Source organism: Agarilytica rhodophyticola, from assembly GCF_002157225.2.
Classification (GTDB): Bacteria; Pseudomonadota; Gammaproteobacteria; order Pseudomonadales; family Cellvibrionaceae; genus Agarilytica; species Agarilytica rhodophyticola.
In genome coordinates this window covers 3281999-3306403 of record NZ_CP020038.1, presented here as the reverse complement: position 1 = coordinate 3306403, position 24405 = coordinate 3281999, and the positions used below count along the sequence as shown (strand labels likewise).

Below are 24405 nucleotides of genomic sequence, written 5' to 3'. Positions count from 1 at the left end.
AAGCATTTAGATTATGCGAATTTGATACAGTACTCACTAAGACGTTAAGTATTGTTAACTGTTTTGCTTATATAAAACTACTGTCATAGCATTTGATTGCACTTAGTTATTTTTTAATAGCTAATTATCCAAGGAGATGTTTCTTTTCATAATGGAGGACACTATCAGTGAAAAATAATGTATTTGTTTTTTAAAATCTAACTCATCAATAAATCAAGCCAAAAACTATGACTAAAATTAAACTATTATTCAAAAGTTGCACTTCGATTTTTGTACTTTTCGGCTCAATTTCTTACGCGACGGAGGTGAATACTGCTAATGCTCCACCCGATCCGTCGGTGCCATCATTACCTTCAATAAAGCCTACATTACTGGCGGCTGCATCCAATAATTCGGCTGTCAATGCAGCGGCAGCAAATGACGAGCTTGTTAAAGCAGCAACCAAAGAAGATGCCGTCAGATTTTTAATGCGTACCACCTTTGGCCCTAAGGCAGAAGAAGTTGATGCTCTTATGGCAACGACCTATGAGACGTGGCTGGAGGAGCAATTCAATGAATCGCCTAGCTATCAAACCCGACCTGTTAGTAGATTAATCGATAACACCAATACCCCCGCCAGTGATCCGGGAGTACGTCAACGCTTAAGAACTGACGTTTGGTTTAACACAGCAATAAGAGGCGACGATCAGCTTCGTCAAAGAGTCGCCTTTGCACTGAGCCAAATATTAGTGGTCTCAGAAAGAGATACCAGTATACGTTTTCGCACGACCGGCTTAACCAGCTACCACGATGTCTTGATCCGTAATGCATTTGGCAACTTCAGGGAATTGCTTGAAGAAGTTACCTTACACCCTGCCATGGGCGATTACTTGGATATGCGTAGTAATCGAAAAGCCAGCGACGACGGTAACGTACAACCTGATGAAAACTATGCACGCGAGATTATGCAGCTATTCACCATCGGTCTAAATGAACTCAATAAGAATGGCACTAATAAGTTACGTAACGGAAAAGTAATTCCTACCTATAGTATGGATGAGGTTATCGCTTTTGCCCGTGTATTTACAGGGTGGAGTTATCCCGGTGTTACGATTTCCCGCAAACGCCCATTTGCTACATTTGCTAGAGCCAAAACAAATGATCCTAATGCCGATACAAAACCTATGGTGCCCTATGAAAGTATGCACGATCAGGGCGAGAAAAAGTTATTTAACGGCACCGTACTACCAGCAGGTCAAACTGCACGTGAAGACTTGGAAATGGCTCTCGACAATTTATTCCAGCACTCAAATGTCGGGCCTTTTATTAGTAAACAACTCATCCAACGTCTCGTTACCAGTAATCCATCACCCGCTTACGTAGCACGCGTAACTTCTGTATTTAATAATAATGGCAGTGGTGTAAGAGGAGATTTAAAAGCAACGATTAAAGCAATACTATTAGACCGTGAAGCACTTCTGGGTTATAAGCGAGCTAATTTCGGTAAGCTAAAAGAACCCGTACTAAAATTAACGCATATTTGGCGAGCGTTTGATGGACGCGGTACCGACAATCGCTTCCGCTACGACCAAGGCCCCGATGAATTAGGTCAGGAAATATTATCAGCGCCTTCAGTATTTAATTTCTACTCACCCTTCTTTTCAAAACCCGGTGCACTGGAAGATAGAGGTCTCGTTTCTCCAGAATTTGAGCTTTATGATGAAGGTAAAACTATCAGCATTCAAAACCGTCTTATCAGTTACGTTACAGATATGGTTAACGCGAATCCTAACGTGAATAAAATCGCATTGCGTTTTAACGATGAAAGACCTTTGGCGAGTGATCCCGCGGCACTAGTTGATCATTTCAATGAATTCTTATTTGCCGGCCAGATGTCTCGTAAAACAAGAGATATTATTATTAATTATATTACCCAAATACCACTCAACGACAACGGCACAACGCGTGTGCAAGAAGGCTTACTTTTTGCCGTTTTATCACCTGACTTCGCCTACCAACGTTAACAGAATATTTAAGGGTTATACTAATGTCTCAATTTAAATCAAAACGACGTGATTTTCTAAAATCTTGCGCTTCAACCACACTTGGAGGCGCAGGTGCTTACGCCAGTTTATCAAGTCTGGGAATGATGAACGCCTTCGCCCAGTCCAATAATGATTACAAAGCCCTGGTTTGTTTATTCCTTGGTGGTGGTAACGATGGCTACAATACAATTATCCCAACAGATAACAGCGCGTATCAACAATACTCTGATGCTCGTGGCCCACTGGCCATTCCTAAAGGACAAGTGCGTGCTATACAAGGTAGAGCATCCGATGGTAATTCCTATGGGGTTCACCCCAGTATGAGAGAAGTACAGGAATTGTATAATAATGGAGATTTGTGTTTTATTGGTAACGTCGGCTCGCTGATTGAACCAATCACACGTGATAATTTCATCAGTAAAAATAAGCAATTACCGCCCTTTTTATTTTCTCATAACAATCAAACACGATTTTGGCAGAGTTTAGATATCGATGTTCCCAGACCCCGTGGTTGGGCAGGAAAAATGGCTGACGCGATGATGGCGCATAATCAAGATTCACCTATCTCCATGAATATTTCTGTCGCCGGACAAAATTTATTTCAGTCAGGCAATAGAACTCAACCCTATATCATGTCCCGTAAAGGGGTCGGCAGGATGAATTTATTCAACCGCGACAGACGTCGAGATGAAGCACGTATTCCAGTGTTTGAAGAAATGATGTCCAATTCTTATCAAAATATTTATGCTAATGAATATGCTAAGACGGCACGTCGCGCAGAAGAGTTAAGTGTTTCTGTCGGTGCCGCGTTGGATGAAGTACAAACGTTCACCACACAACCGGCACAACCATCGGCATTAACAGATACTTTCTCTACTATTGCTAAAGTTATCGCAGCACGCTCTACTTTAAAAATGTCACGGCAAATATTTTTTGTGAGCCTTGGCGGCTGGGACACCCATAATGATCAACTCTCTCGCCACAGCGAATTGCTGTCTAATTTAAGTAAAGGGCTGAAATATTTTTATGATTTAACGAAAGAACTTAATGTTGCTAACAAAGTAACCACATTTACTGCGGCTGACTTTGGTAGAACGCTGAGCAGTAATGGTAGTGGTAGTGACCATGGTTGGGGGAATCATCAGTTAGTAATGGGTGGCGCTGTACGAGGTCGTAGAATTTATGGTGAAATGCCAGAACTAGATTTTGGCGGATCACTGGATGCTGGCCGAGGTCGCTTAATCCCCACTACGTCAATCGATCAATACGCCGCAACACTCGCAAGCTGGTACGGCTTATCAGCATCAAACGTTGCAGAAATATTTCCTAATTTAGGTAATTTTAATAATGTTGACTTGGGCTTCATGCGCTAGCGCTTGATTGTTTTGATCAAATGAAATAGATCATGGAAGGTGTTATTGACCAAGTAATCCAATAGTTCGCCCTGAACTATTGGATTAACCAAGAAAACATCATCAACAAGTTTGCCTGGCTAATTTAACTCTATTTTGTTGAGGTTATTCCTGCGTGCGTATGGCCAATCTTAATTCTGATGGTAACTCATCAAACAAGGCTTTAAATTGTCGACTGAAATAACTGTGGTCGGAAAAGCCGCTGCGATAAGCGATTTCTGAAATAGTGAGAGATGTATCAACAATCAAACGGCGAGAATTTTCCAGGCGTACTTCATTAATAAATTGATTGGGAGTTTTTGCCAAGTATTTACGAAAACGTCGTTCTAATGCGCTTACAGATAAATGGGCATGCTGGGCTAGCTGTTCCACTGTAATATTGTGTTGAAAATTTTCCCGAATAAAATCTACAGGACCTTTGATTTCTTCGATATCAGATAATATTTTTGCACTTGGCTCAAGATAACGAGTAATACCATACGAACCAACAATTTCACTTATATCGTTGTACACAGGCCTTTTAGATGTAACAAACCAAGCAATTCCTCCATCATCGGAAGTATTCATTTCCAAGCGCTCGGTCACTAACTCACCGGCCATCACTTTTTGATCATCCGTAATATATTGCTTCGCTAGATAAGCCGGTGAAAAAGCATAGTCTGACTTACCCTGAATATCTTTTAGGGATTTAAAACCAAAGCGCTCAATATAAATTTCATTGGCATGTACGATACAACTATTCTTATCTTTGATCCAAAATAATACATCAGGTAATAAATCAAACATCGAGATTAGTTGCTTAACCCCTATTTGCTCTAAGAATCTCGTGATATGGCTTCTGTCTGTCATGGCACTTTTAAATCAATATTTTTGATGTGTACAAAAATAACACAAACGCCGATTTTATTGCAATGAATGGCCGATTTTTTCATACTCTCTTCACATTAAATGGGTATAGGATGGCTGCAGGTAGTGAAATACATATCGATAGAAACAATCTCGATAATGGCGTTATTATGGTTTTGAGATAACTTCTAGCTAATTGGCGTCATTTCACACAATTATTATTATAAAAATAAATAGCAGCTTAATATGTCTAACAAAAAAATCCGTATGGGAATGGTTGGCGGCGGAGATGGCGCATTTATTGGTGCAGTACATCGCATTGCAGCACAAATCGATGGCGAAATAGAATTAGTCTGTGGCGCTTTTAGTTCTGACCCTGCAAAAAGTTTAGCCTCAGGGCGCAAATTATATTTACCCGAACAGAGATGTTACCAAAGTTACGAGCAAATGTTTGCAGGTGAAACAAATTTACCCGCCGCCGAAAGAATGCAGTTCGTAGCTATCGTCACGCCGAATCATTTACATTATCCCATTGCCAAACAAGCACTGCTCAGTGGTTTTCACGTACTGAGCGACAAACCTGCAACCTTTAATTTACAAGAGGCGATAAGCCTATCTGAAATTATTGTGCAAAGCGGTAACTTGTATGGTTTAACACATACTTATACGGGCTATCCGCTGGTTAAACAAGCTAAGCATATAGTGGCCAGCGGAGAACTTGGTAATATCACAAAAGTGGTTGTGGAATATTCTCAAGGTTGGCTAGCTAACAAAGAAAATGAAGACGGCAAACAAGCAAGCTGGCGACTAGATCCTAAACAAGCAGGCATTAGTTGTTGTGTGGGGGATATTGGCGTTCACGCAGCTAACCTTGCAGAATATGTATGCGGCGCACAGATTCATTCTATTTGTGCTGATCTCGGTTCTGTTGTTGCAGATAGACAACTGGACGATGACGCCATGGTATTGCTGCGTTTTGATAACAACGCTCGCGGCGTATTGCTCGCTAGCCAAATTTCCAGTGGTGATGAAAACGACTTGCGCTTAAGAGTATATGGCGATAAAGCAAGCCTTGATTGGTGCCAATTAGAACCCAACAGTTTGTGGTTAAAGTATAACAACAAACCCGCTCAACTTATTCGTTCAGGTGTGGGAGATTTTTGCCAAGCGGCCTCTTCTGCTATGCGCACTCCCGCCGGCCACCCGGAAGGTTATCTTGAGGCCTTCGCTAACATTTATGTCAACTTCGCTGCGCAGATTAGAGCTTTTGAAGCAGGACAAGTGAGTGACAATGACACATTTGACGTTCCAGGAATACAGGAAGCCATAAGAGGTATGGCATTTATAGAAAACACCGTAGAAGCAAGCCAATCTTCGCAAAAATGGCATGTTATTAATATTGATTCGAATAATTAACCATAAGGCAGTGAGTCAATGAAAAAGATACAAGGTCCTGCAATTTTCATCGCACAATTCGCAGGCGATGAGGCACCGTTTAATACACTGGAAGACATTTGTGGTTGGGCTGCTCAACTGGGCTTTAAAGGTATTCAAATTCCCTCATGGGATAGCCGCTACCTAGATTTGCAAAAAGCTGCGCAAAGCAAAGACTACTGTGATGAAATTAAAGGCATCGTCAATCAAGCTGGGCTAGAAATTACCGAATTATCAACCCATCTGCAAGGTCAGCTGGTTGCCGTTCATCCCACCTACGATAAAATGTTTGATGGCTTTGCTCCGGAGTATGTTCGCAATAAACCTAAAGCGCGTACCGAGTGGGCAATTCAACAAATGTACTACGCAGCGAAAGCCAGTGAGCACCTCGGCCTTAAAAATCATGCGAGTTTTTCAGGTGCCCTACTCTGGCCAACATTTTACCCATGGCCACAACGACCTGCAGGCTTAGTGGAACAAGGATTTGAAGAACTCGCGGAACGCTGGTTACCAATACTTAATGCATTCGATGACGCAGGGGTCAATGTCTGCTATGAATTACATCCAGGCGAAGACTTACACGACGGCATTACATTTGAACGCTTCCTCGACGCGGTAGATCAACACCCTCGCGCCAATATTTTGTACGACCCCAGTCATTTTGTTTTACAGCAGTTGGATTATTTATCTTTCATCGACTTTTACCACGACAGAATAAAAGCTTTTCATGTTAAGGATGCAGAATTTAATGTCTCAGGTAAATGTGGCGTCTATGGTGGCTATCAAAGTTGGGTCGACCGACCTGGGCGTTTTCGCTCTTTAGGTGACGGACAAATCGACTTTAAAGGCATTTTTAGTAAGTTAACTCAATATGACTACGATGGCTGGGCAGTTATGGAATGGGAGTGCTGTATTAAGCACCCTCTTACTGGTGCAGCTGAAGGCGCAAAATTTATTGCTGATCATATTATCACTCCCACAGAAAAAGCTTTTGACGACTTTGCCAGCGTTGATGCTGACAGCGCACTTAATAAACAAGTACTGGGTATAGGGTGAAACACATGAACGATCATTCTACCAATAGCTTAAAAGTATTTAACTTGTGTTGTATTGCGCTGACAGTCACGTCTATGACCTTTGCTATCCGGGCAGGTATTTTGGGACAGTTGGGTACACAATTTGGGTTAAGTGATACAGAATTGGGCTGGATTAATTCTATGGCCTTTTTGGGCTTTCCTCTGGCAATGATGGTTGGAGGTGCTCTTTACAACATGCTTGGCGCCAGAATGCTTGTTTCGTTGGCGTTTATATGTCATTTGCTCGGTTTAATACTTACCATTATTTCTGATGGCTTTTGGGGATTACTCATTTCCACCTTCCTAGTAGGGTTTGCCAACGGAGCTGTAGAGGCCGGTTGTAACCCGCTCGTAGCAGAGCTTTATCCTCAGGAAAAAACCCGTATGTTAAATCGCTTTCACGTATGGTTCCCCGGAGGCATCGTGATCGGCGCACTGTTATCAAAAATAATGACCAGCATGGGCCTAGGCTGGCAATGGCAGGTGGGAATCATTTTACTGCCGACTTTGCTCTATGGTGCCCTATTACTAAGAAGTACCTTCCCACAGTTTGATGCTGCAGAGCACTCGACAGTTTTAAACTTTAAGCACTTATTTTCGCCTATCTATTTATTCTTGGCATTATGTATGACGCTCACTGCTACCACAGAGTTAGGTACCCAACAATGGATAGAACGAATTCTTGGTGCAAGTGGTGCATCACCAATGATTATTCTCGCTATGATCACTGGGTTGATGGCCATCGGTCGCTACTTTGCAGGGCCGTTAATACATCGCCTTAACCCTGTGGGTGTTTTGTTAGCTTCGTCCATCTTTGCCGCAGCGGGAATATTTGCCTTAAGCCAAGCACAGGGGCTTATGGTGTATCCTTCCGCTATTTTGTTTGCGATTGGTGTTACTTATTTTTGGCCAACAATGATTGGTTGCGTCGCAGAATATACCCCTAAGACCGGCCCGTTAGGCTTATCTATTATGGGGGGCTTGGGCGTATTCGCCGTGAGTATTTGGAATCCGATTATAGGTAGTTGGATAGACACAGCCCGCAATCACTCCCAAGCACTTAACCTAAGCCCTGAAGCTGTGGAATTAGCTACTGGCCAAGCAGTATTAATTAAACTCTTTATTTTTCCTGTTATTTTGATCGTTGCCTTTTCTATTTTTTATTGGTGGATGAAAAAATCAAAGATTTTTTCATCAGAAGATACGCAAGCTGAGCACGCCACAAGCTCTGTTAACATGAATATTAAATAACTCACAAGGAATAAATATGTCTAAGAATAATGATCTTGTCGAGGATGCAACGAAACGTGAATTTTTATATCGCCTCGGAAAATTAGTGGGAACTGCCACCGCAGTAAGTCTAGTAGGCGGCTGTGGACTCTCTGAAGCGGCGCGCTATCGCCAAGGCTTAGTGGCTGATGAAGACAAAGGCCAAGTATTTAATCAAAGTGAAAGAGCTATCTTACATAGTGTCTGTGACGCTATATTACCGGAAACAGACACTCCAAGTGCCAGCCAGCTAGATTGCCATGGTTTTATCGAACACCAGTTAGCCCATTGTCATCCGATAGAACAGCAAAATAATTGCCGCAGCATACTACGTAAAATTCAACGCTGCAGTCGACGTCAGCATAGCAACGACTTTGTAAACTTGAGTCAAGATCAACAGCAGAATTTACTTAGAGATGTAGAAAATAAAAAAGGCTTCAGAGCGTCCGATAAAAGTAAGTTTCAATTTCTAAAAGCCCTACTTATCTATGGCTATTTCACATCAGAAATCGGTGCAAGTAAAGTGCTTAAATACGAAGCTATTCCCGATGGATTCAAAGGTTCCATCCCGTATCGCGAAGGTGATAAAACATGGGGCTCTTTAGGCTTCTATTAAAGTGCGTGTTTAAAGGCAATGTATTTTGTTTAACATAATGTATAAGAATTAGAACAATGACCAAAGTAAGCTACATAGAAGAGAGTAATGAAGAATTCGACGCTCTAGTTATTGGTTCGGGAGTTACCGGTGGCTGGGCGGCAAAAGAATTTTGCGAACGCGGATTCAAGACTTTAATGATTGAACGCGGCGGTATTGTAGAACATCGGCGCGACTACACCACAGAAAATAAGGGGCCTTGGGAATTTGCTAACAGATTGAAGGTCGACAATATACTAGTCGATCAGCAATATTCCGTACAGAAACACTGCTATGCATTTAATGATGCTACCAAACATTTTTTCGGTAACGATCGCGACCTGCCCTACACCACCGAAAAAAATACTAATTTCACATGGGTAAGAGCTAATCAATTAGGTGGCAAATCTTTACTCTGGCATCGGCAGTCTTACCGTATGAGCGACTATGATTTTAACGCCAACAAAGCAGATGGCTACGGCATCGATTGGCCAATACGCTATAAAGACTTAGAAAAGTGGTACCGTCACGTGGAAACACATGTTGGTATTAGTGGCACAGCAGAGAATTTACCTGAGCTACCAGATGGTGAATTTTTACCTGCGTTCGACATGACAGCTCCAGAGCTTTACATGAAAAAAATCGTCGAAACACATTATCCTGACCGAACAATGACGATTGGACGCTCTGCTCATTTAACAGAGCCTACACAACTTCATATTGAACAAGGAAGATCGCGTTGTCACGCCAGAAACGAGTGCCAAAGAGGTTGCTCTTTCGGTGCCTACTTTTCCACGCAAAGCTCAACCCTTCCCGCTGCTGCTAAAACTGGCAATTTGTCTATCGCTGCCAACAGTGTTGTACACAGCCTGATTTACGATGAAAAAAATAATCGTGTTAAAGGTGTTCGTATCATCGATAACGAAAATTTATCGACACGAGAATATTTTGGTAAGGTAGTTTTCCTTTGTGCCTCCACTTTAGGCACAACCCAGATTATGTTGAACTCCATTTCTAAACGTTTTCCCAATGGCATCGCCAATTCATCAGGTGTGTTAGGTCATTATCTAATGGATCATAATTATAATGCTGGCGCTATAGGCCGTATGGATGGGTTCAAAGACGAGTATTACTCGGGTAGACGCCCAACCGGCATTTATGTTCCTAACTTTCAGTACGAACCTAGACGCTACCGTAAAAACTATGTGCGCGGATATGCACTGGCTGGAGGTGCGCATCGAACCAATTGGCAAGGTGCTCGCTTTGATGAAGGTATAGGTGCCGATTATAAAAAGCAGTTAACCGAAGCTGGTGATTGGTGGTTTCGTTTTGCAGCGCAAGGAGAAATGCTACCTCGCTATGAAAATCAAGTAACTTTAAATAAAAACAAGACCGACAAATGGGGTATTCCGCAGCTACACATTAATTGTAAATGGTCTGAGAACGAAATTTTAATGATGGAAGATGCCGCTCAAACAGCAACAGAAATGCTAGAAAAAGCAGGCTTAAAAGATATCGAAAGTTATGTCTCCACAGATTCCACCTATCCCGGTCTGGCGATCCATGAAGTGGGAACAGCCAGGATGGGAAAAGACCCTAAAGATTCAATATTAAATGGCTTTAATCAATGTCACGATGTGCCGAATTTGTTTGTCACAGATGGTTCAAGCTACTGCTCTAGCGCCGTCGTTAACCCTTCTTTGACATTTATGGCGATGACAGTACGCGCAGTGGATTACTGCACAAAAGAACTCAAAGCACGACGAATATAAAGGTAATTATTATGCGACGCTATATTGTTGTTATGTTATTAATTCTGGGCGTTTTTGGCTGCTCAGAAAAAAGTACAATTGAAAATACAATAGAAAACAAATCGAGTGGTAACACTATGCCACAAATTAGTGTGCAGCTGTGGTCAATAAAAGAAGATGTCAAAAAAGATATTAAAGGGACACTCACGCAACTTGCAGAGATGGGATTTGATGGTGTTGAATTTGCCAATGAGTTTGGCAACTATGCAGATAAGCCAGAAGAACTTAAAAGCTTGCTAGACGAACTAAAACTTGTAGGCAGTGCAGCCCACGTTTCTTTTGAACAGTTAGACGATACAAATTTCGATAAAACCGTGGCTTTTTATCAGAAACTAGATATTAAGTATTTGATTGTTCCCTGGGATGAGAGAGCTTGGAGCCCCGATGGTATCGATACCGTTACCAAGCTTTTAAATGAGCACGCCGAAAAGCTTGCACAATATGGAATGCGTGTTGGCTTTCATAATCACCAGTATGAATTCGCTGATTATAAGGGTACTACCTATTGGGATTATCTGGCCAAAAATACGAGTGATAACGTTATTCTCCAGTTGGATGTAGGTTGGGTCATAAATGTAGGAAAAGATCCTGTAGACTATGTGAAACGCTATCCGGGTAGAACTTTGACGACACACTATAAGATTTATCGTTCGGAAGAAGAAAAGGACATGCCCGTTATTATTGGAGATGATGAAACGGATTGGTCGGCATTAATCAAAGCGAATATGTCTGTTGGTGGAACAGAGTGGATTGTCATCGAACAAGAGCAGTACCCTAAAGATTTAAGCCATATACAATCGGTAGCTAAATCTATGCAGGGACTACAAAAGATTATTAAAAAACTTTAGTAGACTTAACGAGAGAGCGGATATAGCAATGCGTACTTCGCTCTCTCGGCATCACTTATTTCAATACCTAAATGTTTAGCAGTACGAATATTTATAGCCCGATTGAGATTTTTCGACAACTGTACTGACGAATTATCTTCAAGTGTATTTTTACGACTTTCCATAAGTTCGAATAATTGCTTTCCCGTCGCGTTGTGATCGGCAAATAGAGAAAACAAGATACCTTTATTCACATCTGACAGATTGCTAGAAAAAACAATAAGCTTTCGCTTCCACGCCGCTTCTAGAATTTCTTGACGTAAAGCTTTAGGCACTGACTTACCGCTATAAGGCAACCATAAAGCTTCTTTAGATGCCACCTGCTCTAATGTAATTTCTTTGTATTTTAAGGCCGTTTGCGATATATCTTCAGCCGGATGCATAATCAAATTTAGGCCTAGGTTTTCCGCAGCTAAACGGGCCCTGTCCATCAACCATTGCTGATGAGCAGGGTTATAAATAACATGGACATGGCTAATATGCGGGGCAATATGTTTTAAATGTTGAAACAACTCTGCCGGTGATGGTGCCATAGATACACCGGAAATATTAGGCATTTTATCAGGATTAATAAAGGTAGCTCCGAGCACAAAAGAAATATCGTTATGCTGTTTGTAAAGTTTCTTAGCCGCTTTTTTTCCAAGAACAACAGCACTTCTGATCTTCCTCTGGTCTATCCAACTGGCGAGTTTGTTATCGTCACCACTTTTATCAATATATTCTTGATAAACCCCGGAAGCTTCACTTAAGCCAATAACTTTTTGTGAAATACTACGGTAGAGAGAATTCAAAGGCTCTTTTGATTGAGCATAAATAACACCTGTCGATGATGCATTAACATTCGACGTTATTGTAATGAAAAGAATTAAGTATACTGTTTTAAAACGCATACTCTAATCCAGCAACCGCATGTCGACCGGCTAAAGGTAGATCATTGGGGATTGAAACTGCGGTGCTGGGCTCTCTGGCGTCGCTGTCAAATAGATTTCTTACAGTTAGTGAAATATGAAACTTGCTGCTACTAAAAGTATAACGCGCATTAACATCGACCAAGGTATAATCATCGACCTCCTCTCGAATATCACCGTTTAATCGTTCTCGGCTCATGACTCGGTTCGCCTGAGCATATAGCTCCAATTGCTGTGTTACATTCCAGCGTGCATTAACAAAGAACTGATGATTGGGGATATTAGCGGCATCAAAGCCATTTCTGTCTTCGGCATCGATAAATGAATAGTTACTGGATATGTCTAACGATTTAATAGGAGACCAAATTACCTCTAACTCAATACCATTGCCATTTTGCTTGCCAATATTCTGGCTCGTGCTGGTGGGCTCTCCAACATCAGGGACAAATTCAATAATATCGTCCCAGGTATAGTCAAAGATATTGAAAATTAAATTAAGGTGATCGTTGGGCCGATAGTCAAATGCGAGCTCAATACTCTGCATTGTCTCAGGGTCTAGTTCAGGATTACCAAGAGCAACCGGATTATTAATTTGACGAGTCTCAGCAAAGGACGGGGCTCTAAATGCCTGTCCATATAAAACTTTTGTGGTTAAGTCGTAAGAAGTTGACCAGACTAAGGCAATACGCGGATTGGTGGTTGAACCGAAATCAGAGTAATCATCATAACGTATACCCGCGGTTAACTCCCAATCATTCGCTATTTGCCATATATCTTGGATAAATACATATTGGTTCTTTCGATCATCTTCAGGCAAAAATACAAAGGGCGTATCGCTGACATCCACAAGAGGACTTCCGGGAGGCAAAACAGTGCCTGTCCTAGGATCGATGCCGAAGTTTTTTGTTTCTCTAACACGATGAACATCACCACGGTAGGCACCACCGCCTACACGTATCTTATGACGCGAAAAACCGGTATAAAAACCGGAAATACTGGCACGGTAATGTCGCTCAAAAACTTCTGGATTACCAATAAAACCCTCAGGGTATATACCGCCCCCTAGATTGGTTCCCGGAGGAAAGATAATTAAATCCTCGCGTACTTCGTGAGTCGTGTCGTAGTAGGAAACTTGTCCTGTCATATCCCAATACTGAGCTACTGTATCAGACCAGGTAAGATCTGCATTAATACGATCGGAGTTGTAGCGATTATTACTATCGAGTGCATTAGCAACACCTGCTCCAACCCCCCAATCTCGCCGACTTTGCATGCCTGTCCTAAAACGCCAGTGCTCATTACTAATATCTAAACGTAAGTCTAAGTTTTGTCGCGACAACGATACTGGCCCTGGCGCTAGCGAAGCATTGGTTGCGAAAACTTGATCTAAACCCGTTTGCGCATCGATATCAATAATCTCTCGCTGACCATCTGTGTTGTAGTATTCAGCAGCAAATGCGATATCAAATTGTTGTAATTTCCCAGAACTTAAAACAGCGCCATTACGAGTATTAAAACTACCTGCTCTCGCAATTATTTCAGTGCCACTAATCTCGCCGGCTTGCTTGGTTACAATATTAATCACCCCTGCGAATGCGTCAGCACCATATACTGCAGAGCCAGGACCACGAATAACCTCAATGCGAGAAATCGCTTCCACCGGCATTCCTCCCCATGACTGTCCACGATCACCTAGATGTAGGTTACTTAAAGGAATTCCGTTGAGTAGTAAGAGCACTTGAGGGTTAAATGTGGAAAGTACACCTCGAAATGTGTACAAGGGGTTATAGCCAATGTTACTCCGGCTCACATGCAGTCCCGGTACTCGCTCCAGTACATCATCAATATCTATCGCACCCATAGATTTGATCATATTGGCGGTAATTACTGATGCCACTGCGGGCGCTTTGGCAATGGATTGCTTTGTTCCCGTCGCTATACTAATAGTTTGTTCATCACCATATAATGCTAGTAAAGCGTCCTCATCTTCTTCCCATTCTTCGTCTTCTTGAGAGTATGCTGAATTGCATATAAATATTAAGGCGTAAAACCAACACGGTAATAAGCACAAAGCGTATGATCGCTTGCTTGTCATGAAAAGCTCACTCGATAACATGTGTTATAAAAAATACTTTTATCTACATGTGTAGCTGTAATACTAAACTTCGTCAAACAATAGGCGACAAAAAGCCTAGCTAACAAAAGTTATCGAGAGTATCAATGATTGTGAACAAGGCCTAAGATCCAGATTTCCACTGCCGTTCAGGAGGCCCTATATAATTAATTTGATCACATCTTAAAGGGAAAAATGCCCCTTCAGCATGCTCACTTGCATCAGCATGACAAGCCAATAAGCTTACGCAAAAGCAATGACTTATATAGTAGTAGAACTGTTGCTGTGTTAACTTTTGATCGAGACAAAAGGCAGCAATTAAACCCCCTGTGTTTAAGCGTAATCCATGGCCGTTTTCCTGAAGATATTGCTCAATTTCAAATGCTAATGACACCGCCGCTTTATTGTGACAGTCATACTTTTCGGCGATTTCCATAAGAGGTGGGATACGCTCATCACCACTTGCCACTGGACGCCCATAACCTGCAACACGGGCGACAGCCCTACCCTTTCCCTGACCTGGCTTACCGATAACATTGTTCCTAACTTTAAGGCGTTCTTCTATTTGTATGTGCCTGTCTGCTTCATCCAGATGTGACAATGATTCCAACATTGTGAACGCCGCTACCATGGGTTGAAAACCGAAGATAATTGCGTCGGATATTGCCATGCCTGCACTTGCGCCCAGCGCAGAGGTACTGCGGGAAGTGCCCGCTAGAGCTGACACCCGATTATTCCACAAGCGCGGATCAGGAATACAGCCTGACATTGCCAAAACGGCATCGAGAAACTGAGCTTGTTTTTTATCTGGCACTCTTTTGGTAACGGCAAACAATATCATTTCCATCCAAGTACACCCCGACATATGCGATAGAATATTTTTGCCATGCATTACTACCCTTTCCCCAGCAAACCAACCTCCAGTTTCGGTTAACCATTTTTTCGTCCATTGCTCTAAACTTATTTGTAGATCTAATTCTTCAGCCATAACTTACTCTTCTCCCGGGTCATTAGTGATATCGAGCCCATCTCTATGAAAAATATAATCCCTCCATCCACGTTCATGTTGTTCAAGGGCAAGCGCCGCAGCACCAGGTAATCGGAGCAACAAATACAACATTTCCCCTTGTTGAGGGTCGAAACCCAGATCATAAAAAGCAGCACCAGCAAGACCTGTCATCGCTAATGGCATGCCCGCCTTTTCTTCTAAGGACAGTCTATTCTCCATCAACCATTGAGTGTGGGTGGCAAAGGAAATAACTGATAACTGCTCTAAAGTCTGGATGATTGGCGTTGAACATACCGTTGCCAAGGGGTTAAAACCCGGAGGATGTTCCAATTGCGGCCATACAGGTTCAACGTTTCGATCCTCAGCAAAGCATTCAATACGAGACAGCCACTTCTGCTTATCTAGCTGACAGGCTTTCCAATCCGTCAAAACATGACTCACCTCATGAGCTCCTCCTAATTGACCAGCTCCCACCGAAAGCGAAGCAATTAACGTAGATGCTAATGTTGAACCAGCTGCAGCCGCGCTCATAGCTGCTTGCACACCATGATCTCTCTGCCCGGAGCAGGCAATAGCAACCGCCAAGTGATTCAACATATCAGCTTCTTCTTCTGAGGGTGCCGCATGCTTGAAAAGAAGATATAAATATTCAATCCAACGAACCTTACCCAATAGATCACCGTAAACATCATAGCCCGCTAACAGGCACTTATCAGCTACATAAGGATGTCCTCTTAACGATGACTCCCCCCAAACTTCGCTTGTAATACTTTCCAACTCTTTTGGCATTTATATCTACACTCCAATAATAGATTCGATAGAAATCAAAATTTAACTAGAGACACCAACAAAAACAATAATTAAGACAGTCATATAATTATTTGCGTCCCATATCATAACAATTGACCAGAAACAAAAAACTGTATAAAATCACAGTTAAACTTAAGGATGAGGTACCTATGCCAACGCCCAGAAAACGGCTCATATCGCCAGATGTTACTCCATATTACCACTGTGTATCCCGCTGCGTGCGTCGTGCTTACCTATGTGGTTTTGATATTTTTACAAAGAAAAGCTACGAACATCGAAGAAAATGGATTGAGAATCGTATTTTTTTCTTGTCTAGAGTTTTTGCTATAGATATATGTGCATATGCTGTTATGAGTAACCATACGCATTTGGTTCTGCATATTAACGCCACCGAAAGTAAAAATTGGAGTGACAAAGAAGTTTGCCTGCGCTGGCATAAGCTTTATAAAGGCTGTGAGCTAAGCCAAAAATTCGCTAATGGAAAAGAGTTACTTCCCTTAGAAAAAGATCAACTAAAAATCAAACTAGAACGCTGGAGAACTCAATTACGCAATATAAGCTGGTTTATGAGAGCATTAAACGAACCAATAGCTAGAAAAGCTAATCGGGAGGATGGATGCACTGGAAAGTTTTGGGAAGGTCGATTTAAGTCTCAAGCATTGTTAGATGAAAAGGCATTACTCGCATGCATGGTATATGTAGATCTTAATCCTGTAAGAGCGGGTATAGAGAAAGAGGTCAAAAGCTCGAAGTTCACTTCTATAAGACAACGATATAATTGCCACAAAAGATATCAGTTAAATGAACAGCCCAATACTTTAATGCACTTCTCTACCGTTTTAGAAAAAGATAGATCTAACGCTATGCCTTTTCAGCTTGTTGATTACCTTGATTTAATTAACTGGACTGAAAAAAATATCCAAAATGACATAAAGAAAAAAATATCGCCTTCACTTTTAATAAAATTCAATATAGATATTAATAAATGGTTTCTCTTAACCACACAATTAGAGTTCCACTTCAATAACTTTATCGGTTCTTATAAAAGCTTTAAGTTAGCAAAAATCAAATTAGGTTTAGGGAGGGCTGTTGGCATAAGTAAATGTATATGGCTATTGCAATAAGATATAAATAATCTGCCAGCTTTATATTAGCAACAGCTTCTCACGAGTCTAATTGAAATATACTTTTTTAAATATAAAAAAACATTCTTATACAAAAAGCCAATATCAAAGAAAACAATCTTTTTCTTAAATCGCAACGCCACTTCCCAAAAAACCCTCTTAACTCGAATAAAGCTCGAATGTTCTTATTTCTTTAATTTTGCACAAAGCGAACTTATGATATTGACTTAAATATGACAGTCACCGGGTTCCTGTTGAGTATGACATTCACTAAAAAGCTAAGATGACAGTAACAAGCTAAGATGACAGTCACTAAGATGGCTGTCATTAGGAAATCTAGGGATGTCAGCAAAATCTACTTTAATAGATCTAAATCAATTGAAGACGTTATCATGTGTGTGTCTGGCATAAAAAGAAACAAAAATTAGCGTTTCCACAAAACCTGAACTATACCTATAGACGTAAAAATAGTTATTTCTGATTCAGAATAGCGCTAATCATTATTATAAATAACGATGATTCGTTTAGGGTAAGTTCCTTGAGATTGAACATTTATCAAAAGATACTACTAATTATTGCTGTCGCAGCACTAGGGTTTGTCATTTATATTTTCGCAAATGTATATACAAAAAATGTAAATAAAGAGAACCTAAACCAACTGAGCAATGTACAATTTCCCCTCGTTATAGAAACACAATCGGCGAAGAACTTATTGCGCCGTATCCAAGACCAGTTAGAACAGGCTGTTATTACTGGCGACGCTGAGCAAATCGATATTGCTGAAAAAACTAAAGTAGAATTAACAGAATCCATAAGCAATATTCGTAATCTATCGAGAGGAATAGACACAGAATCCATTACTGACCTTTTTAATAGCTATTACTCTTTGGCTAAGGAGATCTCTCAATCGATGGTTGAGGGTACTGCTGATTTTAAAAATATCGGAACCAAGGTTAGTCAAAAAGAAGAGCGTTACAAAAAAATAAGTGACACTCTTGCAAACCTTAAAAACACTCAAGAAAATGAGCTTAAAGCGATCATACTAAAGGCCGATGAAAGCTCTCGTACAGCATTACAATTAGGTATTGGCATTGGTGTCGCGACAATAGTTCTATTATCTTTAGTATCTTTTCCAATAGCTAAGAGTATCAGGTATCAACTTAACTTTGTTACAGAATCATTGCAGGAGATGTCTCAAGGTTCAGGGGATTTGCGCAAACGTATCCCCCAAGAAAGCGATGATGAAATTGGAAAATTAATTAATGCTTTTAACAGCTTCTTAGAAAAATTACATACCATTATTGGCGAAGTAATCAAGACAGCTGACCCCCTTAGTGACATCGCCACCGAGCTTAACAATATTGTCACTCAACTTCATCAGCATATGGGTGAGCAACGTAGCGCAAGCAATGGATCATCACAGGCAGCTTATGAAGTCAATGATAACATTGGTATAGCATCGAAAAATACTGAAGCCGCTACCAATGAAGCCATACTTGCAAATGAAAAAGTATCGGAAGGAAAAGATATTGTAAATAGGACGGCAGAAAACATTGAAAAGCTTGCCAGTGATATGGAGTCAGCCTCGAATGCAGTATCGCAATTAGAAGCTGACACTGGTGCCGTAGGAATGATATTAGATGTTATTAGAGGCATTGCTGAGCAAACTAATTTGCTTGCATTAAATGCAGCAATAGAAGCCGCTCGTGCTGGTGAACAAGGGCGAGGTTTCGCGGTAGTAGCTGATGAGGTGCGTTCACTGGCATCAAAGACTCAAAATAGCACAGAAGAAATCAATACACTTATCGCCCAACTGCAGCAAAACTCCACTAAAGCTGTAAGCTCTATGCAAACAGGCACTCAACAGGCTCTAGACTGTGTCACCGAGGCGAGACAGGCGAGTGAGCAATTTTTATCGATTGCCAACTCCATGGCTAACATTCAAGACGTTAGCGCTCAGGTATTTAACGCTGTCGAAAGTCAAAAAGACTTAGCTCAAAAAATTCTTCAACATACCGAACTTGTCGATTCGATAGCAAAACAAACAGACCAACAAACAGAATCTCTAGCACATTCAAGTCAAGCGCTTACAACTCAGGCACAACAACTTGGCAAAATTACTAATCAATTTAATGTGTAGAAGCTCTACCCCACATTAACAGGCCACTCAATTTTAAAAATAGAAATTACAAAAATCATGAGAAAAAATTAATTTCAATAAAAATTGCAGGTCATTATTTTTCATAAAAACATTATTCATCCAAAACCATTTTAAAGGATGTAAATATGCTCGTTAAAAACATCTCAAAAAAACTCACAATTTTATTTGCATACGGCGTTATTTCTATACCATGCTTAGCCGATGTGGTTCTTGTCATTCACCCATCAAATGATTCAACACTCGACGCCAAAGAAGTAAAACGAATATTTTTAGGAAAAGCCAAAAAGTTTTCCAACGGTAAAGAAGCTATACCAATTAATCAAGTAGAAGGCAGTGCAGCCAGGGAATCTTTCGACTCAACCGTCCTTGGCCGTAGCTCCAATCAAGTATCGGCCTATTGGTCTAAATTGGTTTTCACCGGGAAGGGAATTCCTCCTAAAGAGGTAGAAAATGATGCCGCTGTTATTGCTCTTATTGCTGAGAATGCCAACGCTGTTGGTTATGTCGATGAAAGCTCAGTCAGTGCATCTGTTAAAGCTATCAAACTTAAATAAATTGGGGGAAGAATACTATGAAAAAGATATTTTTATTTTCAACAATATTAACCACATCTATTTGTGCCCATGCTGAAATTAGGATCAACGGGTTTGCCAATATGATTGGCGGTCTTACAAGTAATGAAGATGTTTTATTTGATTACGACGACGACTTATCATTTGACCAAGACAGTTTGTTTGCTGTACAGGTAAGTGGTGATGTTAATGATTCCTATACTGCTACAGCACAAATTGTCGCACGTGGTGAGAATAGTTACGAGGCTGAATTCGAATGGGCTTATATTACTCACGAATTTAATGATAGTACGAGTGTCAGTCTTGGCCGAATACGTGTTCCATTATTTAAATATTCCTCTACCCTAGAGGTGGGTTACTCGTATCACTGGATTCGTCCCCCCGAGCCGGTGTATGACGTTTCATTTAATACTATTGAAGGAATTAGAGTTGATCACAACGGTTATAGCGGAGACTGGGAATACAACCTTCAGCTCTTTACTGGGTCATTTAAAGGTAATGTTGTGCTTGGAGGCTTAGATTCCCCGCAAGATATACGCAATATCATAGGGGGGTCAGCCGTCCTACAAAGAGATTGGTTCAGCGCAAGGATAGCGCTTTCAAGAGCGACACTATCCATAGATGCCCCTGTTTTTGACCCTCTATTTACAGGCTTAACACAAGCAGGCTTTGGAGATTTTACTGAAACACTGCGACTTAGAGATGATAGCGGGCAATTCGCTGAGGTGAGTATTGAAGTAGATAAGAATAGCTGGTTTGTCTCTGGTGAATTCACCAGAAGAGGCGTAGACGATTCATTTCTACCAGAACAGGATTCCTATTATATTACAGGCGGACTTCGTATCGGCTCATTCACGCCTCACCTTACCTATATCAAACACGATGGTGATCCGAAATTTATTACCGAAGCCTCTACGTTACCAGAACCTCTGAGAACAATAACAATAGGGGCATTGACCGGACGCGGTATCGATACTACAACAATTACCGCAGGCCTAAGATACGATGTGGACACCAGCGTGGCTTTAAAAATAGACCTTACACAACAGGACAATGATTTCAATCGCGCGGATACTAGCAGTACGCTGTTGCGCTTTGGCATCAATTATATTTTCTAGGGATTTATTTACAGATGAAAAACAAGGATGTTATTACTTGAAAAATCAGGTTAAAAAACTAAATTAAATTTCATTAATTATCAAAACCTTAAAATGTATATTTTCATACAAAAAATAAAAATATATAAGCGAAGAAATGTAGTTGATGTCAATAAATAGACTGTTTAAAGATAAACAACATCTATAACTGCGGCAGTTTATATTTTTCTAAAATTTCCATTAGTGTTATTTGTGAGCGTATGCGGTGTTGATAGTGAGTATCCCGTGCTAACTCGGCATCCCCTTTGCGAATCGCTTCCAATACCATTTGGTGCTCTTTGCTTGATTGTGTGGGTTTCGGCCTAAGTCTCAATGTAATCAAACGTGCGCGATGCACCTGATCCCAGACATTAAGCGCAATTGTCGTTAAGCGTCGATTACCACACATTTCTAACAAAGAGCGATGAAAATTCTCATCGGCTTTCGCCCACGCGTCTAAATCATCTTCCAGCAAAGCGTGTTCCATGGCCAACACAGCGTCTTCCATTGGCTTAAGATCCTTTGGCTTAAGTTCCTTTTTCGCCGCCAACTCGGCAGCCATAGCCTCTAAGCAGGTGAGCAGTTGATAAATTTCTCGCATATCATCAGGCACTAGAGGCACAACCCTCATCCCCCTCCTGGGCACAAGCTCAATTAAACCTTCTTTTTCCAAACGTATGAGGGCTTCTCTCACTGGTGTACGACTCACTCCCAGCAATTTCGCCACCTCAGGCTCTAGCGCCTGAAACCCTGGAGGAAAAACGTTGTTAAGGATGCGGCTTTTCACCTCATCGTACACCCAGTCCACACGGGAAATATTACCTCCCTCTTGCTGCTTACTTATCTCTTTCATTGTTTCAAAGCCTTCTAGGGCAAGATCTTTATTCTCAACTGCTTATCTATTACAACCACAGTAATCACAACTGCCAGCCGTAGCCTTCGATCCATCGACTGGCTTAGTGAATAACGCATGCATAAAAACTGTCGCCAAGCCCATGATAAATACAAAATAACAATGCGCTAGAGTATCGATGAAATCCTCAGCTGTATACATTTATATACACCAAAACAATGATTTAACTTACCCAGCCACTGATTGGTATGACCTCTAGAGCACTTTTTTACACAGCAACTTAACTTAGTGGCACTTAGAGTGGCTGCTCAACAAAAATTTTACAAATAATTTAATGTATACATTAATGCGTAATTTAAATTATACTTAATGGAATCGACTTACCGCTAATATCTGATCCAAAGGGGGATTAAACCATGTCCTTACTTCTCGGTTGTATCGCCGACGATATCACCGGCGCAACAGATATTGCGTTGAGTTTAAAACGCCAGGGAATGCGTGTTGTGCAAACTTTGGGAGTGCCGACCACTGCGCTCATGGCGACAGCTGATGCGGTTGTTGTTGCACTAAAGACACGCTCTATAGACCCCAAATTAGCTGTAGAGGCTTCGTTAGAAGCCATTGACTGGCTACATACGCTAGGAACACAACAGTTTTACTTCAAATATTGTTCGACATTTGATTCTGATTCACAAGGTAACATCGGTCCTGTAGCAGAAGCACTACTGGAATATTTAGACAGCGATTTTACTGTTGTTTGTCCCTCATTTCCCACCAATCACAGAACGGTGTATCAGGGGCACTTGTTTGTTAAACAGCAGTTATTAGCAGAATCCAGTATGCGTCATCACCCTATTACCCCTATGTCAGATTCAAACCTTGTGCGTCTACTCGATCAGCAAATATCAGACAAAGCGAAAACCGGCTTAATCCCGTTAAATAGGGTAATCGAAGGCTCAGAGGCTATAGCGCAGGATATTGCTCATTTAAAAGAAAAAAATTATCGCTTTGCTATTACCGACGCAATATCCGATACCGATTTGCTTAATATTGCTAAAGCCTGCAGTGATCTGCCACTCGTCACCGGCGGTTCTGCTCTGGCAATGGGATTAGCCAATAATTATCGACAAAAGAATTTATTATCAAATAATAGCGACGACGTTATTTTAAATAGTGTCGAAGGTCATGTGGCTATTTTAGTCGGCAGCTGCTCTAGCTCTACGCAACAACAAGTAAAAGCAGCCTCAGCGCACTACCCGGTTATATCAATTGATCCCATAGCATTAAGTAATCAATCATTAACGATTGAAGAGCTGACACAACAAGCACTAAAGATACTGGAAAAAAGTACGGTCATTATTACCTCCACCGCAACTCCAGAAATCATTGAACGAATGCAATCAACACTCGGCAAAGAACATGTCAGTACATTGCTAGAAGAAACTTTTGGTCTATTAGGTAAGCGCCTAGTAGCAGCGGGAATAAAAAAAATAATCGTTGCCGGTGGAGAAACTTCTGGCGCGGTTTCTAAAGCTTTAGCCATTAGACAATTAAGCATTGGCCCGCAAATCGACCCGGGCGTTCCATGGACGCACCACTTGGGCACTGATAAATTATTTCTCGCTTTTAAATCGGGCAACTTTGGCGACGAAAACTTCTTTCAAAAAGCAGTGGAGATGATAGCTTGAAGACAGAAAACCAATGGCGTGAACGCATCGTTATGCACGGCCAATCTTTATATCAACGAGGGCTAGGGCCCGGCAGCTCGGGTAATATCAGTGTGCGCCTAGAAGACGGTTTACTGGTTACTCCCACCAATTCATGTTTGGGGCGTTTAGACCCCGATCGCATTTCAAAGATAAATATGCAAGGCGAACATATAAGTGGCGACAAGCCCTCAAAGGAAGCCTTCTTACATTTACTCATGTATCGCCAGCGACCACAAGATAGTGCAGTAGTACACCTACACTCGACCTACTCTGTTGCCGCATCCTGCTGCAGCGATCTCGATCCAGATAATGTGTTGCCAGCCATAACGGCTTACTACACCATGAAAATTGGCAAGCTACCATTAATTCCCTATTTCAAACCTGGTGATAAAGCTCTAGCAGAAGCAGTAGCGAAAGTAGCCGATAAGCGTCATGCAGTTCTGCTGGCCAACCATGGGCCGGTTGTCGCGGGAAAAACCCTAGATAATGCTGTTTACGCCATGGAAGAATTAGAAGAAACTGCCAAGCTATATTTTCTTTTGCAAAATCATAAGACACGTTTTTTATCTCCTCAGCAAATAGAAGAGTTACTCGAGGCATTTCCTGACTAAATCATT

Annotated in this window: 20 protein-coding genes; 14 read left to right on the top strand and 6 right to left on the bottom strand. The window is 41.3% G+C overall.

The annotated features are described in order from the left end of the window. The first annotated feature begins 227 nt into the window (after positions 1–227). Together BVC89_RS13820 and BVC89_RS13815 are read left to right on the top strand one after the other, a co-directional pair. Complete coding sequence (locus BVC89_RS13820; protein ID WP_086931748.1) at positions 228–2003, top strand: DUF1800 domain-containing protein; 1776 nt, start codon at positions 228–230, stop codon at positions 2001–2003. Between the two features lie 23 nt (positions 2004–2026). Then, entirely contained in the window at positions 2027–3397 is a 1371-nt protein-coding gene (locus BVC89_RS13815) for a DUF1501 domain-containing protein (RefSeq protein WP_086931747.1), read from the top strand. 144 nt (positions 3398–3541) lie between these two features. Here the strand turns inward: BVC89_RS13815 and BVC89_RS13810 are convergent, their stop codons facing one another. After that, the gene (locus tag BVC89_RS13810; RefSeq protein WP_245929396.1) at positions 3542–4222 is read right to left on the bottom strand and encodes an AraC family transcriptional regulator; all 681 of its coding nucleotides are present in this window, start codon (positions 4220–4222) and stop codon (positions 3542–3544) included. A gap of 306 nt (positions 4223–4528) precedes the next feature. On the opposite strand from BVC89_RS13810, the gene BVC89_RS13805 reads away from it, so the two are divergent. The 6 genes from BVC89_RS13805 to BVC89_RS13780 are packed head-to-tail and all read left to right on the top strand — an operon-like array spanning position 4529 to position 11354. Continuing rightward, positions 4529–5698, top strand: a complete 1170-nt coding sequence (locus tag BVC89_RS13805; protein ID WP_086931745.1) for a Gfo/Idh/MocA family protein — start codon at positions 4529–4531, stop codon at positions 5696–5698. 18 nt (positions 5699–5716) lie between these two features. Further along, positions 5717–6772 carry a sugar phosphate isomerase/epimerase family protein gene (locus BVC89_RS13800; protein WP_086931744.1) on the top strand — a complete coding sequence of 352 codons (1056 nt, stop codon included), beginning with the start codon at positions 5717–5719 and terminating at the stop codon, positions 6770–6772. Between the two features lie 5 nt (positions 6773–6777). Then, complete coding sequence (locus BVC89_RS13795; RefSeq protein WP_086931743.1) at positions 6778–8043, top strand: MFS transporter; 1266 nt, start codon at positions 6778–6780, stop codon at positions 8041–8043. A gap of 16 nt (positions 8044–8059) precedes the next feature. Further along, positions 8060–8677: a gluconate 2-dehydrogenase subunit 3 family protein gene (locus tag BVC89_RS13790; protein WP_086931742.1), complete on the top strand. Its 618-nt coding sequence runs from the start codon at positions 8060–8062 to the stop codon at positions 8675–8677. Positions 8678–8733: 56 nt separating this feature from the next. After that, entirely contained in the window at positions 8734–10467 is a 1734-nt protein-coding gene (locus BVC89_RS13785) for a GMC oxidoreductase (RefSeq protein WP_086931741.1), read from the top strand. 11 nt (positions 10468–10478) lie between these two features. Next, positions 10479–11354 carry a sugar phosphate isomerase/epimerase family protein gene (locus BVC89_RS13780; RefSeq protein WP_086931740.1) on the top strand — a complete coding sequence of 292 codons (876 nt, stop codon included), beginning with the start codon at positions 10479–10481 and terminating at the stop codon, positions 11352–11354. A 5-nt stretch (positions 11355–11359) separates the two neighbouring features. On the opposite strand, the gene BVC89_RS13775 is transcribed toward BVC89_RS13780, so the two are convergent. The 4 genes from BVC89_RS13775 to BVC89_RS13760 all read right to left on the bottom strand — a co-directional run bounded on the left by BVC89_RS13775 (position 11360) and on the right by BVC89_RS13760 (position 16212). After that, on the bottom strand, positions 11360–12283 hold the full coding sequence (locus BVC89_RS13775; RefSeq protein WP_086931739.1) for an ABC transporter substrate binding protein: 924 nt from the start codon (positions 12281–12283) through the stop codon (positions 11360–11362). Next, positions 12273–14396: a TonB-dependent receptor plug domain-containing protein gene (locus BVC89_RS13770; protein ID WP_086931738.1), complete on the bottom strand. Its 2124-nt coding sequence runs from the start codon at positions 14394–14396 to the stop codon at positions 12273–12275. Before BVC89_RS13770 ends, BVC89_RS13775 begins: the two co-directional genes overlap by 11 nt. A 142-nt stretch (positions 14397–14538) precedes the next feature. Further along, positions 14539–15402, bottom strand: a complete 864-nt coding sequence (locus tag BVC89_RS13765; RefSeq protein WP_086931737.1) for a hypothetical protein — start codon at positions 15400–15402, stop codon at positions 14539–14541. Positions 15403–15405: 3 nt separating this feature from the next. Continuing rightward, positions 15406–16212, bottom strand: coding sequence for a citrate synthase family protein (locus BVC89_RS13760; RefSeq protein ID WP_086931736.1), 807 nt, complete (start codon positions 16210–16212; stop codon positions 15406–15408). A gap of 239 nt (positions 16213–16451) precedes the next feature. Here BVC89_RS13760 and BVC89_RS13755 point away from each other — a divergent pair, with 239 nt between their 5' ends. From BVC89_RS13755 to BVC89_RS13740, 4 genes are all read left to right on the top strand, one after another. Next, a complete protein-coding gene (locus BVC89_RS13755; RefSeq protein ID WP_245929395.1) occupies positions 16452–17357 on the top strand; it encodes a transposase in 906 nt (301 codons plus the stop codon). 538 nt (positions 17358–17895) lie between these two features. After that, entirely contained in the window at positions 17896–19497 is a 1602-nt protein-coding gene (locus BVC89_RS13750; protein WP_158657933.1) for a methyl-accepting chemotaxis protein, read from the top strand. A 146-nt stretch (positions 19498–19643) separates the two neighbouring features. Then, on the top strand, positions 19644–20072 hold the full coding sequence (locus BVC89_RS13745) for a type 2 periplasmic-binding domain-containing protein (protein ID WP_173780731.1): 429 nt from the start codon (positions 19644–19646) through the stop codon (positions 20070–20072). A gap of 17 nt (positions 20073–20089) precedes the next feature. Continuing rightward, positions 20090–21208 carry a porin gene (locus BVC89_RS13740; RefSeq protein ID WP_086931733.1) on the top strand — a complete coding sequence of 373 codons (1119 nt, stop codon included), beginning with the start codon at positions 20090–20092 and terminating at the stop codon, positions 21206–21208. 181 nt (positions 21209–21389) lie between these two features. On the opposite strand, the gene BVC89_RS13735 is transcribed toward BVC89_RS13740, so the two are convergent. Then, a complete protein-coding gene (locus BVC89_RS13735) occupies positions 21390–22079 on the bottom strand; it encodes a GntR family transcriptional regulator (RefSeq protein WP_086931732.1) in 690 nt (229 codons plus the stop codon). 416 nt (positions 22080–22495) lie between these two features. Between BVC89_RS13735 and otnK the strand changes: the two genes are divergently transcribed. Next, positions 22496–23767 carry a 3-oxo-tetronate kinase gene (gene otnK / locus BVC89_RS13730; protein WP_086931731.1) on the top strand — a complete coding sequence of 424 codons (1272 nt, stop codon included), beginning with the start codon at positions 22496–22498 and terminating at the stop codon, positions 23765–23767. Next, the gene (gene otnC / locus BVC89_RS13725) at positions 23764–24399 is read left to right on the top strand and encodes a 3-oxo-tetronate 4-phosphate decarboxylase (protein ID WP_245929394.1); all 636 of its coding nucleotides are present in this window, start codon (positions 23764–23766) and stop codon (positions 24397–24399) included. Before otnK ends, otnC begins: the two co-directional genes overlap by 4 nt. The last annotated feature ends 6 nt before the right edge of the window (positions 24400–24405 follow it).

Bases quoted from the DNA above. Each gene is read 5' to 3' on its own strand.
- BVC89_RS13795 (WP_086931743.1), top strand. From the start codon at position 6,778: ATGAACGATCATTCTACCAATAGCTTAAAAGTATTTAACTTGTGTTGT.
- BVC89_RS13740 (WP_086931733.1), top strand. From the start codon at position 20,090: ATGAAAAAGATATTTTTATTTTCAACAATATTAACCACATCTATTTGT.
- BVC89_RS13760 (WP_086931736.1), bottom strand. From the start codon at position 16,212: ATGCCAAAAGAGTTGGAAAGTATTACAAGCGAAGTTTGGGGGGAGTCA.
- BVC89_RS13775 (WP_086931739.1), bottom strand. From the start codon at position 12,283: ATGCGTTTTAAAACAGTATACTTAATTCTTTTCATTACAATAACGTCG.
- otnK (WP_086931731.1), top strand. From the start codon at position 22,496: ATGTCCTTACTTCTCGGTTGTATCGCCGACGATATCACCGGCGCAACA.
- BVC89_RS13745 (WP_173780731.1), top strand. From the start codon at position 19,644: ATGCTCGTTAAAAACATCTCAAAAAAACTCACAATTTTATTTGCATAC.
- BVC89_RS13770 (WP_086931738.1), bottom strand. From the start codon at position 14,396: ATGACAAGCAAGCGATCATACGCTTTGTGCTTATTACCGTGTTGGTTT.
- BVC89_RS13785 (WP_086931741.1), top strand. From the start codon at position 8,734: ATGACCAAAGTAAGCTACATAGAAGAGAGTAATGAAGAATTCGACGCT.
- BVC89_RS13805 (WP_086931745.1), top strand. From the start codon at position 4,529: ATGTCTAACAAAAAAATCCGTATGGGAATGGTTGGCGGCGGAGATGGC.
- BVC89_RS13815 (WP_086931747.1), top strand. From the start codon at position 2,027: ATGTCTCAATTTAAATCAAAACGACGTGATTTTCTAAAATCTTGCGCT.
- BVC89_RS13810 (WP_245929396.1), bottom strand. From the start codon at position 4,222: ATGTTTGATTTATTACCTGATGTATTATTTTGGATCAAAGATAAGAAT.
- BVC89_RS13800 (WP_086931744.1), top strand. From the start codon at position 5,717: ATGAAAAAGATACAAGGTCCTGCAATTTTCATCGCACAATTCGCAGGC.
- BVC89_RS13820 (WP_086931748.1), top strand. From the start codon at position 228: ATGACTAAAATTAAACTATTATTCAAAAGTTGCACTTCGATTTTTGTA.
- BVC89_RS13735 (WP_086931732.1), bottom strand. From the start codon at position 22,079: ATGAAAGAGATAAGTAAGCAGCAAGAGGGAGGTAATATTTCCCGTGTG.
- BVC89_RS13790 (WP_086931742.1), top strand. From the start codon at position 8,060: ATGTCTAAGAATAATGATCTTGTCGAGGATGCAACGAAACGTGAATTT.
- BVC89_RS13780 (WP_086931740.1), top strand. From the start codon at position 10,479: ATGCGACGCTATATTGTTGTTATGTTATTAATTCTGGGCGTTTTTGGC.
- BVC89_RS13765 (WP_086931737.1), bottom strand. From the start codon at position 15,402: ATGGCTGAAGAATTAGATCTACAAATAAGTTTAGAGCAATGGACGAAA.